At 66.5% G+C, this 16727-nt stretch carries 8 protein-coding genes; 7 read left to right on the forward strand and 1 reads right to left on the reverse strand.

Annotation, left to right across the window (positions count from 1 at the left end; all coding sequences use genetic code 11):
* Window positions 1-100: 100 nt before the first annotated feature.
* Complete coding sequence (locus I6L33_RS14185; RefSeq protein ID WP_206220210.1) at window positions 101-652, reverse strand: lipoprotein; 552 nt, start codon at window positions 650-652, stop codon at window positions 101-103.
* Between the two features lie 314 nt (window positions 653-966).
* On the opposite strand from I6L33_RS14185, the gene I6L33_RS14190 reads away from it, so the two are divergent.
* From I6L33_RS14190 to amoH, 7 genes are all read left to right on the forward strand, one after another.
* Window positions 967-2154 (forward strand): isochorismate synthase MenF, encoded by a 1188-nt coding sequence (locus I6L33_RS14190; RefSeq protein WP_065018065.1) that lies wholly within the window; start codon window positions 967-969, stop codon window positions 2152-2154.
* A gap of 76 nt (window positions 2155-2230) precedes the next feature.
* A complete protein-coding gene (locus tag I6L33_RS14195; protein WP_216972740.1) occupies window positions 2231-3898 on the forward strand; it encodes a (2,3-dihydroxybenzoyl)adenylate synthase in 1668 nt (555 codons plus the stop codon).
* Window positions 3899-3921: 23 nt separating this feature from the next.
* On the forward strand, window positions 3922-4860 hold the full coding sequence (gene amoB / locus I6L33_RS14200) for an amonabactin biosynthesis bifunctional protein AmoB (RefSeq protein ID WP_216972741.1): 939 nt from the start codon (window positions 3922-3924) through the stop codon (window positions 4858-4860).
* Window positions 4857-7970 carry an amonabactin biosynthesis non-ribosomal peptide synthetase AmoF gene (amoF, locus tag I6L33_RS14205; protein WP_216972742.1) on the forward strand — a complete coding sequence of 1038 codons (3114 nt, stop codon included), beginning with the start codon at window positions 4857-4859 and terminating at the stop codon, window positions 7968-7970. Before amoB ends, amoF begins: the two co-directional genes overlap by 4 nt.
* Before the next feature lie 29 nt (window positions 7971-7999).
* On the forward strand, window positions 8000-8749 hold the full coding sequence (amoA, locus tag I6L33_RS14210) for an amonabactin biosynthesis protein AmoA (protein WP_210548925.1): 750 nt from the start codon (window positions 8000-8002) through the stop codon (window positions 8747-8749).
* A 135-nt stretch (window positions 8750-8884) separates the two neighbouring features.
* A complete protein-coding gene (gene amoG / locus I6L33_RS14215) occupies window positions 8885-15181 on the forward strand; it encodes an amonabactin biosynthesis non-ribosomal peptide synthetase AmoG (RefSeq protein WP_216972743.1) in 6297 nt (2098 codons plus the stop codon).
* Window positions 15178-16716 (forward strand): amonabactin biosynthesis glycine adenylation protein AmoH, encoded by a 1539-nt coding sequence (gene amoH / locus I6L33_RS14220; protein ID WP_216972744.1) that lies wholly within the window; start codon window positions 15178-15180, stop codon window positions 16714-16716. Before amoG ends, amoH begins: the two co-directional genes overlap by 4 nt.
* The last annotated feature ends 11 nt before the right edge of the window (window positions 16717-16727 follow it).

Here is a 16727-nt window from a genome sequence, read left to right on the forward strand (position 1 = left end):
AATCTAAATGAGAATGGTGTGCATTATGAGGCAAAGGGGGGAGCTTGAGAAGAAAAAACCGCGCCCCTGGAGTTGAAGAGAAGAGGGGCGCGGTTGGGGGTCAGAGCAGCTTGAAGGGGATCACCAGTCGACCCGGCTCTACCTTGAGTGCTTCGACCTTCTCCTTGATCCGCGCCTCGTTCTGGCGGCTGCCGTCGAGCCGATAGACGGGGGTCTGGGAGAGGAACAGGGAGAGGGACTGGTTGAAGGTGGGCAGCAGCGGGGTGAGAGCGGTACCCACGTCGGCCGGCTCTGTCTTGACCGAGAGCAGCTCGAGATCGCGCAGATAGATGGCCCCCTGCTCGGCCACGTAGTCGGGGCGGGCGCTCAGGGAGAAGCGGATCTTCATCTGCTGGCTGCCGAGCGGGCTCATCACCTGCAGGTTGCCGGCGGCATCCAGCTCGACCCGGTCAGCCTGGCGGCGACCGATGCGGCTCTGCATCTCATCGAGGCGGATCTTGCTCGACATGATGCCGGGGATCCCCAGCTGTTTTTCGAAGGCGACCCTCTCTTTGAGGTACTGGTTGATCTCCCCTTCGCTGACGTTGTACTGGGTGAGTGAACAGGCCGCCAGCAGCAGGCTGAGGGGGAGCAGAAGCAGGTGCTTTAACATCGAGGATCCCGTGGGTTGAAACAATGGTCATGAAGATGGCGCCATCTTAGGGGGAAATGGCGCTCGCTGCCAGCGCGGGCGGTGAGACCGCGGTTTTTGTCGCAGCCTCATATGGGGTGTTGGCAGCGGTGCTCATACGGGCAAGAGGGGTAGGCCCTGCACGGTGGGCCACGACGGGCAATATCCACAGATAAGTTCCAGTTTTATCGGCACAAAAATCCCATTGACCGGGGGATTTCAAAGCGAGTATTTTACCGCCGCACAAATACAAATTGATAATCATTATCATTTTGAATCATATTTGAGGGTGTAACGTGGATACTCTTGTGATGGAAAATAGCGCGCCTGCCCAGGCTGCGTCACCGCCCGATTTCTTGTTTACCTCGGGGCAGGGCACGATCAGTGCTACTGACCTGGGCCAGCCTATCACCACCCCCGCCTGTGAATGGCCCTTGCTGGAACAACAGATTGCCGACGCGCTGGCCGCGGCCAGCGCCGCCGGCCAGAGCAACCCGCTGCTGATCGGTGCCTTCGCGTTCGACCCGGCGGAGGCCTCCTGTCTCTATGTGCCCAGCCGCTATAAGCGGGGCGATAAACTGGCCCCGACAGAGCCGTCATCGGTGACAGCGGCCGAACAGGCCGTCGAGGCCAACCGGGTCATCTCGGTGCAGAGCACCCCGCCGGCCAGCGAATTCCAGGCCTCGGTCAGTGCGGCGCTGGATGCGTTTGCACAAGGCCGGCTATCCAAGGTGGTGTTGTCGCGCAAGCTGACACTCACTCTGCATCAGCCCGCCGATCCGAAGCGGGTGATAACTCGTCTGATGGCCCAGAATCCCCATGCCTTCCACTTCTCCCTGCCGCTTGGCCAGGAGCGCCGCCTGCTTGGCGCCAGCCCGGAGCTGCTGCTGAGGGTCAGCGGGGGAGAGGTGTTCACCCATCCGCTGGCGGGCTCCGCCAGACGGGCGAGCGAGCCGGCGCAAGACGAAATGGTGGCCCGGGAGCTGCTGGCTTCTCGCAAGGATCAGCATGAACACAAGTTGGTGATCGACGAGATCCGCCGGGTGCTGACCCCCCACTGCCGCGAGCTGGCGATCCCGTCCAGCCCCTCCCTGATGAGCACGGATACCCTCTGGCATCTGGGTACCCCCATCGCCGGCCGACTGCACGGTGGCGAGGCATCGGTGCTCTCCTTGGCCTGCCAGCTGCATCCCACCCCGGCCCTGTGCGGCTATCCCACCGAACTCGCCCGCCAGTTTATCCGCGAGCAGGAGCCCTTCCGGCGCGCCCTGTTCAGCGGCATCGTCGGCTGGTGTGACAGCCAGGGCAATGGCGAGTGGGCCGTGGTGATCCGCTGCGGCGTGCTCGATGGCCATCAGGTGGAGCTGTTTGCCGGCGCCGGCATCGTCGCGGGCTCGGATCCTGCGATGGAGTGGGCCGAGACCGGCACCAAGCTGGGCACCATGCTGAAGGCCCTGGGCCTGGATTTGGAGGTAGCGCAATGACGCAGCTTCAATATCTGGGCTGGCCGAGTGGGCAGCCAAATCTGAAAGCCCTGGACCTGAGTCCGGAGGTCGCGCAATGAGCGATACCAACCGCTTCCTGCCCTATACCCGCTGGCCCGATGAATTGGCCCAGCACTACCGCGCCAAGGGCTATTGGTGCGGCGAGCCGCTGACCGCCATGCTGGCGCGCCAGTGCGAGCTGGCCCCCGACGCCGAGGCCATTCTCTGCGGCGAGCGCCGCTTCAGTTATGGCGAGCTGGACGCCGCCTCGAGCCGGCTGGCCGCAAATCTGGCCCGCCGCGGCTTGGGGGTAGGGGATACCGCGCTGGTACAGCTCCCCAACGTGGCCGAGTTCTATCTGGTGTTCTTCGCCCTGCTCAAGGCCGGCATCGCGCCAGTCAACGCGCTCCTTAGCCACAACCGGCTGGAGCTCCTCTCTTATGCAGAGCAGATCACACCGCGCCTCTTTATCGGTTCGTTCGCCCATCCGCTGTTTGCGAGCAAGGGACGCGAGAGCGAGCTGCTGACAGCCATCGGCGCCGAGCTGGTGCTGCTGGATGGCGACGTAGAGGCGCTGGGGCTGACCCGCTGGCTTGGCGAAGGGGATGAGGGGAGCTCCCCATCCGTCTCCTTTGTCCCGACCCCGGCGAACGAGGTGGCCTTCTTCCAGCTCTCCGGCGGCAGCACCGGCACTCCCAAGCTCATTCCCCGTACCCATGACGACTATTACTACAGCGTGCGCCGCAGCAATGAGATCTGCGGCCTAGGCTCCCACACCCGTTATCTGTGCGCCCTGCCGGCGCCCCACAACTTCCCCCTGAGCTCCCCGGGCGCCCTTGGGGTGTTCGAGGCGGGCGGCACAGTGGTGCTGGCGCCGGATCCCAGCCCCATCAGCTGTTTCCCGCTGATCGCCCGCCACCGGGTCAACCTCACCTCGCTGGTGCCGCCGGCGGTCTCGCTCTGGCTGCAGGCCGCGGAAGCGGATCCCACTGCGCGCACTCAGCTCGAGAGTCTCGACTTGCTGCAAGTGGGGGGCGCCAAGCTGGGGGAGGCGGTGGCCAGCAAGATAGGGCCGCTGCTCGGCTGCCGGCTGCAGCAGGTGTTCGGCATGGCGGAGGGGCTGGTCAACTACACCCGGCTGGATGACCCCGACGAGAAGGTCATTCACACCCAGGGCCGCCCCATGAGCCCGGACGACGAGGTGCGCATCCTCGATGAGGCGGGCAATCCGGTCGCCCCCGGCGAGCCTGGCGCCCTGCACACCCGTGGCCCCTATACCTTCCGCGGTTACTACCAGAGCCCGGCCCACAACGCCCGGGTGTTCGATAGCGAGGGTTTCTACTGCTCCGGCGATCTGGTGGTACAGGATGCCGATGGTTACCTCACCGTGGTCGGGCGGCAGAAGGATCAGATCAACCGTGGCGGCGAGAAGATCGCGGCGGAAGAGGTGGAAAACCAGCTGCTGCACCACCCGGCCATCACCCATGCAGCCCTGGTCTCCATGCCCGACAGCGCCATGGGGGAGAAGAGCTGCGCCTTTATCGTCACCACCGAGCCGGGGCTCAAGCCGCTGGCCTTGCGCAAGTTTCTGCGCGAGCGCGGGGTGGCGGACTTCAAGCTGCCCGACCGTTTCGAAACCTTGGACGCCCTGCCCATGACGGCAGTGGGCAAGATTGACAAGCAGGGGCTGCGGGCGCGCATTGCGCACCTCATCGCCGCCAACCAGTCCCTGACAACAGCATAAAACTAAAAAGGAATCATGACGTTATGGCTATCCCAACCCTGAACAATTACGCCATGCCCAGCCAGTGGAAGGCCAACAAGGTCGACTGGTCTCTGGATCCCAAGCGCGCCGCCCTGCTGATCCACGACATGCAGGAGTACTTCACCGCCTTCTATGGCGAAAACAGCCCGCTGATTGCGGCGCTCACCGAGCACCTGGCCGCCGTGCGCAAGCAGTGCAAGGCCCTCGGCATCCCGGTCTTCTACACCGCCCAGCCCAAGGATCAATCCCCTGAAGATCGCGCCCTGCTCAACGACATGTGGGGCCCGGGGCTCAACAAACGGCCCGAGCAGCAGCAGGTGGTGGCAGCACTGCGCCCGGAGCGTGACGACACCGTGCTGGTCAAGTGGCGCTACAGCGCCTTCCAGCGCTCCGAGCTTGAGCAGATGCTCAAAGCGCTGGGGCGGGATCAGCTGATCATCGGCGGCATCTACGGCCATATCGGCTGCATGATGACCGCCTGCGACGCCTTCATGCGCGACATCCAGCCTTTCTTCCTGGCGGACGGGGTGGCGGACTTCTCCCTGGCCGATCACCAGATGGCGCTCGATTACGTGGCGACCCGCTGCGGCAAGGTGATCCGCTGCGAGGAGGTGCTGGCCCTTGCCCCGGCCTCCGCTTCTGTCGCCCAGAGCAATTCGTTGTCCGCCAATCCGTTGCTGACCAATCCATTACTGACCTACGAGGGGCTCAAGGCGCGGCTGCTGAGCCATATCGATGAGGACGAGGGGGAGTTTGACCCCGACGAGAACCTCATCGACTACGGTCTGGATTCTGTGCGGATCATGGCCCTGCTCACCGAGTGGCGCGCCGCCGGGGTGGAGCTCGGCTTCGTGGATCTCGCCAAGCTGCCGACCCTCAACGGCTGGTGGCGCCTCATCGAGGCCAAGCTGGCAGCCCAGGCCCTGGAGGTGGCCCCATGAACCGCTTCCCCTTGACCATCCCCCAGCAGGGGCTCTGGTCCGGTCATCTGCTCAATGACGACAAGGCGATGTTCAACACCGCCGAGTGCATCGCCTTCGACGGCAAGGTGGAGGCGGCCGTGCTGGTCGCGGCCCTTGCCAAGGCGGTGGGGGAGTGCGAGGCGCTCAAGGGCCACTTCGAAGACGATAAGGAGGCGGTCTGCTTCGTCCCGGCCGAGCTGCCCCTGGCCTATGAAGAGGTCTCCCTCGAGCATGATGACGAGACGCTGGCCCGCGCCTGGGCCTGGGCCGATCTGCGCCGCCCGTTCGAGCTGACCCAAGAAGCGCCCTGCCGTTTCGCCCTGCTGCGCGGCCCCGGCCGCGATTATCTCTACAGCTGCGTGCACCACATCGCCCTCGACGGCTTTGGCACCACCTTGCTGTTCCAGCGCATCGCCGAGCTCTATGCAGAGGGGCTGGCCGGTGAGATGCACTCTCCATCCCCCTTCGGCTCGTTGGCTGAGGTGCTGGCCGAAGAGGCGAGCCGCGAGCTAAGCGGCAAGAACGCCGCCGCTCGCGCCTTCTGGCAGGAGCAGCTGCAAGGCTGGCCCGAGGTGACATCCTTTGGCTCGTTACGGGCGCCGATTGCCGCCGACTTTATCCGCGAGAGCCGCCCGCTGCCGGCGGCGCTGTGGCAATCCCTGACCGGCTTTGCCGACGAGCACAAGCTGGGCTGGCCCGATCTGCTGCTGGCTGGCCTCTCTGCCCAGCTGTCGCTTGCGAGCGGCCAGGATAAGACCCTGCTCGGCCTGATGATGATGAACCGCATCGGCTCGGCGTCGCTGACCGTACCCTGCATGCAGATGAATATCACCCCCTTGGCTCTTGCGCTTGATGAGACGCTGGATCTGGCGGGAGCCGCCAGCGCCGTGGCCAAGGCCAAGCGCGGGGTGCGCAAGCACCAGCACTACCGCTACGAGCTGCTGCGCCGCGACCTTGGCCTGGTGGGGGGCGACAAACGCCTGTTCGGCCCCTTGGTCAACATCATGCCGTTCGATCACGCTCGCCGCTTCGGGCCGCTATCTGCCCATATTCTCAACATCAGCGCCGGCCCGGTGGAGGATCTCACCATCGAGGTGCAGGTCGGTGTCGATGGCCAGCCCAGACTGGATCTGGACGCCAACCCCGGCTGCTACTGTCAGGCAGACCTGGCGGCCATCGCCGATACCCTGTTTGCCCTGCTGGGGCGCTGGCTGGCCGAGCCCGCCCAGACCCAGGGAACCCTCAAGGCCGACTGGCTGGCCGAGCAGCGAGCCCGCGCCCTGATCGCCGGCTCCGCCCATGAAGTGATCAAGGTACGGCCGGTGCTGGAGGCGCTCTGCCACTTCGCTGCCCAGACCCCGGACAAGGTTGCGCTGGAGCAGGGAGAGGCCCGCTTCAGCTACGAGGCGCTGCTGGCCAGATCCGAACAGATGGCAGCTGCCCTGCAGGCCGCAGGCGTCGGCCCCGGCGACAAGGTGGGGGTCATGCTGGCCCGCACCCCCCAGGCCATCTTCGCCCAGCTGGCGGTACTGCTGGCGGGCGCCGTCTACGTGCCGCTCGATCCCGAGCAGCCGCTGGAGCGCCAGGGCCATATTCTGCGGCTGGGGGAGGTCAAGACCCTGATCACCCAGGCCGAGTATCGCCACAAGCTGGCCAGGCTGTTTGAGGGGCGCACCCTGCTGGCGGGGGATCTGGTGAGCGGTGATCGGCTCAACCAGCCGGCCGCCGGCCGCGCCGTCGCCTACCTGATGTTCACCTCGGGCTCGACCGGCCTGCCCAAAGGGGTGGCAGTGAGCCACGGTGCGCTGGATCACTTCGCTGCCGCTGCCCGCTGCCGTTATCACCTGGATGAAGAGGCGCGGATGCTGCAATTTGCCCCCTTCAACTTCGACGCCAGCATCGAGGAGGTGTTCGCCACCCTGAGCGCCGGTGCCACCCTGGTGCTGCGCACCGACGCCCTGCTCGAATCCATGCCCGCCTTTGCGACCGGGGTGGAGCAGATGGGGATCACCCACCTCGACCTGCCCACCGCCTTCTGGAACGAGTGGGTGGTGGCGCTGACGGCGGGTCAGGCCCACATTCCTGCCGGGCTTACCACCGTCATCATCGGCGGCGAGGCGGTCTACCCCGAGCAACTGGCCCAGTGGCAGCGCCAGGGCCGCTCCGATGTGCGCCTGTTCAACACCTACGGCCCCACCGAGACCACAGTGGTGGTGACCATCCAGGAGCTGCAACAGGAAGACCCGAGCCAGGCCCAGTTGCCCATCGGCCTGCCGCTGCCCGGCATGCAGGCGCTTATCCTGGGAGCGGGGGAGCAACCTGCCGAGGAAGGAGAGTTGGTGCTGCTCGGCCCGCAGCTGGCCAACGGCTATGTGGGCAGCGCGCAGAGCGCGAATGTGCAGAGTGCGCAGGGCGGTTTCGGCACCCTGCGGGTTGGCGCGGAGCAGATGCCCGTCTATCGCACCGGCGATCGGGTGCGCCTGGTGGCCGGCCGGCTGGTCTACCTCGGCCGGCGCGACAACGAATTCAAGATAAGCGGCTATCGCATCCAGCCCGGCGAGGTGGAGGCCCAGCTGCTGGCCCTGCCGGGGGTGGACGAGGCCTGCGTGCAGGGGGTGAGCATCGGCAGCGTGCGCCGGCTGGTGGCCTTCGTGGCGGGGCCGGAGCGCGACAGCCGGGTCATCAAGGCGCAGCTGGCCAAGGTGCTGCCTGCCGCCATGATCCCCACCGACTATCGCCACTATGACCAGCTGCCCCGCACCGGCTCCAACAAGCTGGATCGCAAGGGGTTGTTGGCCCAGTACCAGGCGGGCGGCGAAGCGTTGACCCTTGGCAGCGAGACCGAGAACCGGGTCGGCGCCATCTGGCAGCAGATCCTGGGGCTCGCCACCATGGCGCCCGCCGACAACTTCTTCGAACTGGGGGGCCAGTCCCTGCAGACCATCCAGATCGTCAACCGGCTCGGCGCCGAGTTCGGGGTGCAGGTCAAGGTTTCCGACGTGTTCGATCACCCTCGGCTGGATGACTTCTGCCGTTTCCTCGACGGCCTGCTTGCCGAGGACGAAGAGAGCGTGGAGATGGTGTGGTGATGAGCAAGATGACGAAGGATCAGCAAAAAATGGCCTTTGATTTCACTGGCAAGCGGGTCTGGGTGACCGGGGCCGGGCGCGGCATCGGCCGCGAGGTGGCGACGCAGTTCGTGGCGGCCGGCGCCTGTGTGGTGGGGCTGGATCTGGCGTTTCCCGAAGCCGACTACCCCTATGCCACCCGGCTGCTCGATATTGGCGACTCGAAGGCGGTCAACGCCTGCTGCGCAGCGCTGCTGGCGGACGGCGGGCTCGATGTGCTGGTGAACGGGGCCGGGGTGCTGCGCCTCGGCCCCACCGAGACTCTTAGCGATGACGACTGGCACGACTGCATGATGGTCAACGCCAGCGGCGTCTTCTATCTGCTGCGGGCTCTGGTGCCCCACTTCAAGGGGCAGCGGCGCGGCGCCATCGTTACCATCGGCTCCAACGCCGCCCATGTGCCGCGCATGCAGATGGCGGCCTATTGCGCCTCCAAGGCGGCCGTCACCAGCCTGACCCAGACGGTGGGGCTGGAGCTGGCCCCCTTCGGCGTGCGCGCCAACCTGGTGTCGCCGGGCTCGACGGATACCCCCATGCTGCGCGGCATGCTGCCAAGCGAGGAGGCCATGGCCCGCACCATTGCCGGGCTGCCGGAGCAGTTCAAGCTCGGCATCCCCCTGCGCAAGGTCGCCACTCCGGCGGAGATCGCCCATACCGTCCTCTTCCTGGCCTCGGATCTGGCCAGCCACATCACGCTGCAGGATCTGGTCGTCGACGGCGGCGCCACCCTGAGTGCCTGAGGCTTGAGAAACAGATGAACAATATGATTTTGCTGTTGAAACAGCTGGGCGGTCAGAGCGTGAAGCTCGCCCTGAATGAGAAGGGGCAGGACGGTTTTTCTTCCCATCGAGCCACGCCGGCTGTCTGAGGTACAGATGAACAATATGATTTTGCTGTTGAAACAGCTGGAACGGCAGGGGGTGAAGCTGGCGCTGAACGACAAGGGCCAGCTTATCTCCCAGTCGAGCAAGGAAGCGGTGACACCTGCCATCGGCGCCACCATCAAGGCCCACAAGGATGAGCTGGTGCGCTGCCTGGCGGCCCGCGCCGCCTTCGAGGCGCCCATTCTTGCGCAACGTGAGGCCGAGGGGGCCTTGCAGGGGCCGCTCTCGTCGTCCCAGAGCGGACTCTGGTTTATCGAGCAGTACGAGGAGGCCTCCCACCTCTACAACATGCCGGTCTATTTTCGCGTCAAGGGAGAGCTGGACACGGCGGCGCTGGAGTTTGCCTTCGACCACCTGTTTGCCCGCCACCCCAGCATGCGTACCCGCTTCATCAAGGACGAAGCGGGCAGGGGGGCGCAGGAGATCCTGCCCCATACGCCCTTCAAGCTGCAGATTGAGGACGTGAGCGCAGAGCCCGCTGCCGAGCGCGAAGCCTATGTGGCTCGCCGGGTGCGCGAGGAGATCGGGCGCCCCTTCTCCCTGACCCAGGGGGATCTCAGCCGGGTGCATCTTATTCGGCTGGGCAGCCGCGAGCACGTGCTGCTGATCACCCAGCACCACATCATCTCCGACGGCTGGTCGGTCAAGAACATGTTCGCGGATCTCAAGCGCGCCTTTCTTGCCCATCAGAACCGCGAGCCCCTGCAGGTGAGCGAGCTGCCGCTCACCTACATCGACTATGCCCGCTGGTTCAACTCTGACCGTTTTCTCGATTATCACGCCGAGTTCAAGCCGTTCTGGGTCGACCGGCTCGGTGGCAGCCCCGAGGTGCACGGTTTGCCGCTCGACAAGCCGCGCCCGGCCCATCAGGACAGCGGCGGCGAGCTGGTCTTCTCCACCATCGACAACGCGCTGTGGGAGAGCTTCAAGCGCCTCTGCCAACGCCACAGCACCTCCAACTTTATCGGTCTGCACGCCCTGTTTGCCCTGCTGATGGTGCGCCAGAGCGGCGAGAAGGAGGTGGTGATCGGCACCCCGCTCGCCTATCGTGAGCGCCACGAGATCGAGTCGCTGGTGGGCTTTTTCGTCAATACCCTGGTGCTGCGCACTCAACTCAGCGGCAAGCCCAGCTTTGTCGACTATCTGCAGCAGTGCCGGGAGGAGGATCTGGCGGCCTTTGATCACCAGCTCTACCGCTTCGAGGCGCTGGCCGAGGCCATCGGCGCCGATCGCACCACCGCCATCAACCCCATCTTCCAGATCATGCTGGTCTATCAGGCCAAGGTGGACTTCAACGATCTCATCCCCGGCTGCCAGCTGGTGGAGGAGACCTCGCCTGTGCTGCCGGCCAAGACCGACATCTCGGTCAAGGTGACCGAGCTGATGGACTCCGTCCGGGTAGACTGGCTGTTCGCCACCGCCCTGTTCGAGCGAGAGACCATCCAGGCTTATGCCGATCGCCTGCTGCACCTGATGCGCGCCGTGGTGGCGGCCCCCGAGACCGACATCTGGCAACTGCCGCTGGAGGCGGGCACCGACCAGGCCGCGCTGGCCGCACAGCTTGCCGACCTGCCGCAAGACTACCCGGGCCGCGACACCCTGCTCTGCCACATCGAGCGGCGTGCTATTCAGTTGCCGGACGCGCTGGCGGTCAGCGACGGCGCGCAATCGTTGACCTATGGCGAGCTGGAGGTGCGTGCCAACCGGCTGGCCCACTGGCTGCAGGTTCAGGGGGTCACCCCGGGCGCCGGCATCGGCATCCAGGCCAGGCGTGATGTCGCCTTCGTCATCGCCCTGCTCGCATGCTGGAAGGCGGGGGCGGCCTATGTGCCGCTGGATCCTGCCTATCCCGCCGAGCGACTGGCCCATATCTTAGGCGATGCATCCATCAGCCTGGTGCTGGGGGGCGTGCCGGACCCGCGGCTTGACGAGGCGCTGGCGGGCACGACTGCCGAATATCACGATCTGCACGGGCTTGCGCTGGACAAGATGCCAACCAGCACGCCCGCACTGCCTCGGGACGCCGCCATGCTGGCCCAGATCATCTACACCTCCGGCAGCACCGGCCTGCCCAAGGGGGTCATGGTGGAGCAGGGCAGCCTGGTCAACCTGATGGCGGATCACGGTGAGCGCATCGCCCTTGATCAGAATGGCGCCATGTTCAACTGCATGTCCCTCTCGTTTGATGCGGGCAACATGACCAGCTTGCTGCCCCTGTACTGCGGCGCGGCCCTGCACTTCGGCGAGCCGGGGGAAGGGGTGATCGCTGCCGCCATCAGCAAGGGCGCCAGCCATATGATTTTGCCGACCGCCCTGCTCTCGAACCTGCTGCCACCGGCGGATCTCGGTTCCCTCAAGGCCATCGGTTTTGGCGGCGAGGCGTGCCCGAGCAGCCTGGTGGAGCGTTGGGGAGATCGGGTGGCGCTGTTCAACATGTACGGCCCGACCGAGTGCACCGTCACCGCGCTCTGCGCGCAGCTCACTCCGGGGGCGCCCATCACCATAGGTCGACCCGTCAACAACCTGAAGGCGCTGATCCTAGACGAGGCGGGCAGCCTCTGCCCGGTGGGGGTCCCAGGCGAGCTTTGCCTGGCGGGGCTGGGGCTGGCCCGTGGCTACCTCAATCTGCCGGAGCGCACTCAGGAGGCCTTTATCGAGCTGGCCTTTGATGCAACGAATGAGGAACGTACCCATCGCCTCTATCGCACCGGCGATCGGGCCCTGCTGCGCCGCGACGGCAACATCCAGTATCTGGGCCGGATAGACGAGCAGATCAAGCTGCGCGGCTATCGCATCGAGCCGGGTGAGATAGAGACCCGGCTTGCCGAATTGTACCCGGTCATTCGCCAGATCAAGGTGGTGGTGCAGGAGGGGCGTCTGCTCGCTTACGCCTGTTTGCAGGCCGGGGCAAGGGAGCCCGACGGCGACGCCCTGCTGCAGCGGGCCGGCGAGTGCCTGCCCGAATACATGGTGCCGGCGCGCCTGTGCTGGCTGCCAGAGATGCCGCTCACCCCCAACGGCAAGCTGGACTTGCGCCGCCTGCCCGCCATCGTCTGGCAGCAGAGCAAGGGCGAGCCGCAAAACGAACTGGAGCAGACCGTGCTTGCCATCTGGCAAGGGGTGCTCAAGCAACCGCTCGGGGTGGAGGATGACTTCTTCCGCTTAGGGGGTGACTCCATCCTCAGCATCCAGCTCACCACCCGGTTGCGGGATGCCGGGTTGCACTGCAGCGTGAAGGACGTGTTCGAAGCCAAGACGGTGCGCCGCCTCTGCCGCCAGCTCGGCCAGCAGCAGGCCGTCAGCCACAGGAGCGAGCAGGGCAGCCTGACCGGCGAGTTCCCGCTCCACCCCATTCAGCACTGGTTCTTCGAGCAGGGCTTTGCCAAGTCCGGTCACTGGAACCAGGGGGTGATCCTGCGCCTGCCAGCCGGGGTGGACGATGAGGCCCTGCGCGGCTGGCTGGATACCCTGCGCCAGCACCACGATGCCCTGCGCCTGGCGGTGACCCCGACCGGCCAGCGCTACCTGGCCGAACTGCCATTGCCGCCGCTGCCGACCCTGGATGCCGGTAGCCTTGATGAGGCAGAGCTACAGGCCCGCCTGACCGAGCTACAGGGAGATTTCGATCCTGCTAGTGGCCACACCCTGGCCTGGGCCCGCCTGCGCAATCTCTCTCTGGAAGGTGAGCGGGAGGGCGAGGGTGAGACGGTGGAGGGGCTCTTCCTCGCCTTCCATCACCTGGTCATCGATGCGGTCTCCTGGCGCATTCTGGCCGAGGATCTGGCCCGGGTGAGCAGGGGCGAGCCGCTGCCCGCCAAGGGCAGCAGCTATCGCCAGTGGGGCGAGGGGCTCGCGGCCTATGCCAAACGGGAAGAGGAGCAGCTTGGCTTCTGGCTGGCTCAGGGGGAAGGCAGCCAGGGTCACCTGCTGATCGCTGCGCGCGCCGCCGACGGCCGCGCCGCCGCCAGCCTGCTGCAACTGAGTCAGGAGACCACGGCCCGTCTCATCGACACCGCCAACCAGGCCTACTTCACCCGGGTACCCGACCTGCTGCTGGCGGCCCTGACCCGTACCCTGAGCGAGCAGGGTTACGGCAGCCGTCACTGCGTGATGCTGGAAGGACACGGCCGTGAGGCCATCGATGCGGAACTGGACGTGAGCCGTACCCTGGGCTGGTTCACCAGCACCTATCCGCTGGCGCTGGAAGATGCCGGGGCATGGGATGCGCTGGTGTGCGCCACCAAGGAGCAGCTGCGCGCCGTGCCGGACAAGGGGGTGGGCTTCAACGCCCTGCGGCTGCACCACCCAGGTGGCTGGGCACTGCCCGAAGCCCTGGTGGTCTTCAACTACCTGGGGGTCAGCCATCAGGGCGTTGCAAGCCAAGCCTGGCAACCCCTGCCGCTGGCACCGGGGGCCCCCACGTCCCCTGACAACCTGCCGCGGGAGCTGGTCAGCCTGCACGGGGGGGTCTACGACGGTCGCCTCACCCTGCGCCAGGTGGGCGCCCTCAACCAGCAGGCGAGCGACGCCCTGATGGCGCGGCTGGCGGACAACCTGACGGCGCTGGTGGAGCACTGCTGCGCCGTGCAGGCTCCGCGTCACACCCCGAGCGACTTCCCGGGGCTTGGCCTCTCGCAAAGCGCGCTCGATCGGGTGCTGAGCGGGCGTGAGGTGGAGACCCTGCTGCCCATGACCTCGCTGCAGCAGAGCATGTTCCATCACAGGGCGCTGCTGCCCCGGGATCACGCCTATCACCTGCAGACCGAAATCGACTACCACCAGCCGCTGGACGTGGCGGTCTACCGTCAGGCCTGGCAGGGGGAGATCGCTCGCTGGCCGGCCCTTCGCAGCGAACTGGTGCTGGCGGACGGGGTGGCGCTGCAGCGCATCTTGAAGCACGCCGAGTTGCCATTCCACTATGAGGACTTGTCTGAAGTGGAAAATGCAGAGGCACGGGTTCAAGCCTACCGCGAGCAGGATCTGGCCCGTCCGATCCCGCTGGAGCAGGCGCCCCTGCTGCGCCTTGCCTGTTTCAAATTGGCCCCCGATCACCACAAGGTGATCTTCAGCGCCCATCACGGCGTGCTGGATGGCTGGAGCGGTCCCGTGTTGCTGGGTTCCTTGCATCGCGGCTATCAGGCGCTGATGAACGGCCTGTTGCCGCAGGGCGAGCCGGATACCGCCTGGCTCGAATTTGGCCGCCATATCGCGAGCCAAGCCCGCAGCGCCGAGGCCTACTGGCAGGGGCGGGGCGAGCTCTTGGCCAAGCCCAACGATCTCGCCTGCCTGTTCGGGGTGACGCTGGACGCTAGCTCAAGCGGGCGCCATACCCAGCAGCGACCGGCGGTGTGCGCCACGGCGCTGCCGGCCGAGGTGGCAACCTTGCTCGCCCATCGTGCCCGCGACCTTGGTGTGACTGCGGGCCTGTTGGCCCAATATGCCTGGCACCGTCTGCTGGCACGCCGCTCTGGTGATGCCGTCACCCTGGTGGGCAACGTGACCCCGGGCCGGGACTATCCCATCGAGGGGATCACCGCGAGCGTCGGGCTCTACATCAACAGCCTGCCGCTGGCGCTGGCGTGGCGCACCGAGCTGACCCTGGCCGAGCATATCGCCCGGTTGCAGACCGACCTGATGGCGCTCAACGAGCACGGCACCCAGTCGTTGGCGGCACTGACCAAAGGCCGGGCGCGTCTGTTCCAGAGCCTGTTCGTGTTCGAGAACTACCCCATGCCGGCGGCCCCTGCCGCCCCCGAACCCCACCAACTGGTGCCGCGCTTTGGCGCCGTGGTGGAGAAGGTGGAGCTTCCTCTCTCCTTGGTGGTCAGCAGTCGGGGCGAGACGCTCCAGCTGCGCCTCGAGTTCGACGGCGAGCAGATCCCCGAGGCCCGGGCCGAGGCGGTGCTGGCTGACTGGCTGGCCGAGCTCGACTGGCTGGCGCAGGCGGATCTGAGCCAGCCGGCCAGCGTGGCTGTGGCGGCGGCACCGTCCCCGGCGAAGGCGCAAGTGGCCGCTACCAAGGCTGAGCCCGGTCTGGCTCAGCCGCCGGCCGAGGCCCGCGCGCTGGTGGCCCTGTGGGAACGCCAGTGCGGCGTGCCCGGCATCTGGCAGCAGACCCTGTGTGAACTTGGGGTGGATTCGGTGCAGCAGCTCGCCCTGCTGGCGGCACTCAACGAGGCGTTTGGCCAGGATCGAGCGCCGCTCACCCTGCAGACGCTCAAGGCCCACCCATCCCCCAGCCGGCTCTATCGGCACTGGCTGGTGCGCCAAACGGAGGCCGCGCTATGACGGTGACCATCAAGCATAAGGCCCCGGCCCCCCTGAGAAGCGCCCCCAAGGGGGCGGTCAACCTGGGGGGGCGGCTGGCGGCATGTCTGTCCGCCACCCCGCTGGCCCCCGCCATCCGTATGGGCGGGGAGGGGATCAGTGAGGGTGGATCAAATGAGCAGTGGCTCAGCTACGGCGCGCTCAATGCCAGGGTCGGCGAGATTGCCGCCCGATTGCAGGGGCTGGCGGTGGGGGAGCGGGTCGGTCTCTACCTCTCCCGCAGCCCCGATCTGGTGGCCAGCCTGCTGGCTTGCCTGCGCCTCGGCCTCACCTTCGTGCCCCTTGAGCCGGATTTTCCGGTGGAGCGGCTGCAGGGGATCGCCCGTCAGGCGCGCCTGTCGGCGGTGATCTGCGACGGCGACAGGCCGGTTCCCGCCTTCGGCTGTCCGCTGCGCACCCTCGATGGGCCGGCAGCGGCAGGGCCCGTCTCCTGGCCCCGGGTGGATGACGCCCTGGCCGCCTACATGATGTTCACCTCGGGCTCCACCGGCGAGCCCAAGGGGGTGGTCATCAGCCGGCGGGCCCTGCTCTGCTTCCTCGACGGGATCCGCGAGCGGCTCGGGCTCTCACCGAGCTGCCACTGGCTCTTCATCACCACCCCGGCCTTCGATATCTCCCTGCTGGAGATGCTGGGGCCGCTCTGGGGCGGTGGCCGGTTGACGGTGGCTGGCGGTGAGCACAACAAGGATCCGCTGGGGATGCAGGCGTTGCTCGAGGCCGACCCCTCCATCAACTGGCTGCAGGCCACCCCGGCCTGCTGGCGCATGCTGCTCAAGGCTGGCTGGCAGGGGCGCAATACCCTCACCGCCCTGTGCGGCGGTGAGGCGTTGGACTCGGGATTGGCCGAGCAGCTCTGTGCCCGCACCCGGCGGCTGTGGAACTGCTACGGGCCGACCGAGGCCACCGTCTGGTCGCTGGTGAGCGAGGTGCGCTGGCCACCGACTGATGGCCAGATCACCATCAGCCACAGCCTGCCCGGTTATCGGCACTGGGTGCTGGACGAGGCGGGGCAGCCGGTGGCGGAGGGGGAGTGCGGCGAGCTCTGCATCGAGAGCCCGGCCCTGTGCGAGGGGTACTGGCGCAAGCCGGCCTTGACCCGCACCGCCTTCCTGCGCCTTGCCACCCATCGCCTCTATCGCACCGGCGATCGGGTGCGGTGGCTGGGGACGGACCGTTTCCTCTATCTGGGGCGGCGCGACGATCAGGTCAAGTTGCGCGGTTTTCGCATCGAGCTCGGCGAGGTGGAGGCGGGACTGCGCCGCCAGGCCGGGGTGCAGGAGGCGGCAGTGCGTCTGGTGGGCGAGGGGGACGAGGCCATGCTGGTGGGCTACGTGGAGGCGAAAAGCGGGGTGACTCTCAATCGCCTCGCCCTGCGCAAAGGGCTGCAGGCGACGCTGCCGCACTACATGGTGCCGGCGCGGCTCATCTTGCTGGATGCACTGCCCAAGACCGGCAGCGGAAAATTAGATAGGAAGGCGCTGCCACTGCCTGAATAGGGCGACCGGAA

Source organism: Aeromonas sp. FDAARGOS 1403 (genome assembly GCF_019047325.1).
GTDB classification, from domain to species: Bacteria; Pseudomonadota; Gammaproteobacteria; order Enterobacterales; family Aeromonadaceae; genus Aeromonas; species Aeromonas dhakensis.

Excerpts from the sequence above, each read along its gene's own strand:
- amoG (WP_216972743.1), top strand. The coding sequence starts at position 8,885 with ATGAACAATATGATTTTGCTGTTGAAACAGCTGGAACGGCAGGGGGTG.
- amoA (WP_210548925.1), top strand. The coding sequence starts at position 8,000 with ATGGCCTTTGATTTCACTGGCAAGCGGGTCTGGGTGACCGGGGCCGGG.
- amoF (WP_216972742.1), top strand. The coding sequence starts at position 4,857 with ATGAACCGCTTCCCCTTGACCATCCCCCAGCAGGGGCTCTGGTCCGGT.
- amoB (WP_216972741.1), top strand. The coding sequence starts at position 3,922 with ATGGCTATCCCAACCCTGAACAATTACGCCATGCCCAGCCAGTGGAAG.
- amoH (WP_216972744.1), top strand. The coding sequence starts at position 15,178 with ATGACGGTGACCATCAAGCATAAGGCCCCGGCCCCCCTGAGAAGCGCC.
- I6L33_RS14185 (WP_206220210.1), bottom strand. The coding sequence starts at position 652 with ATGTTAAAGCACCTGCTTCTGCTCCCCCTCAGCCTGCTGCTGGCGGCC.
- I6L33_RS14195 (WP_216972740.1), top strand. The coding sequence starts at position 2,231 with ATGAGCGATACCAACCGCTTCCTGCCCTATACCCGCTGGCCCGATGAA.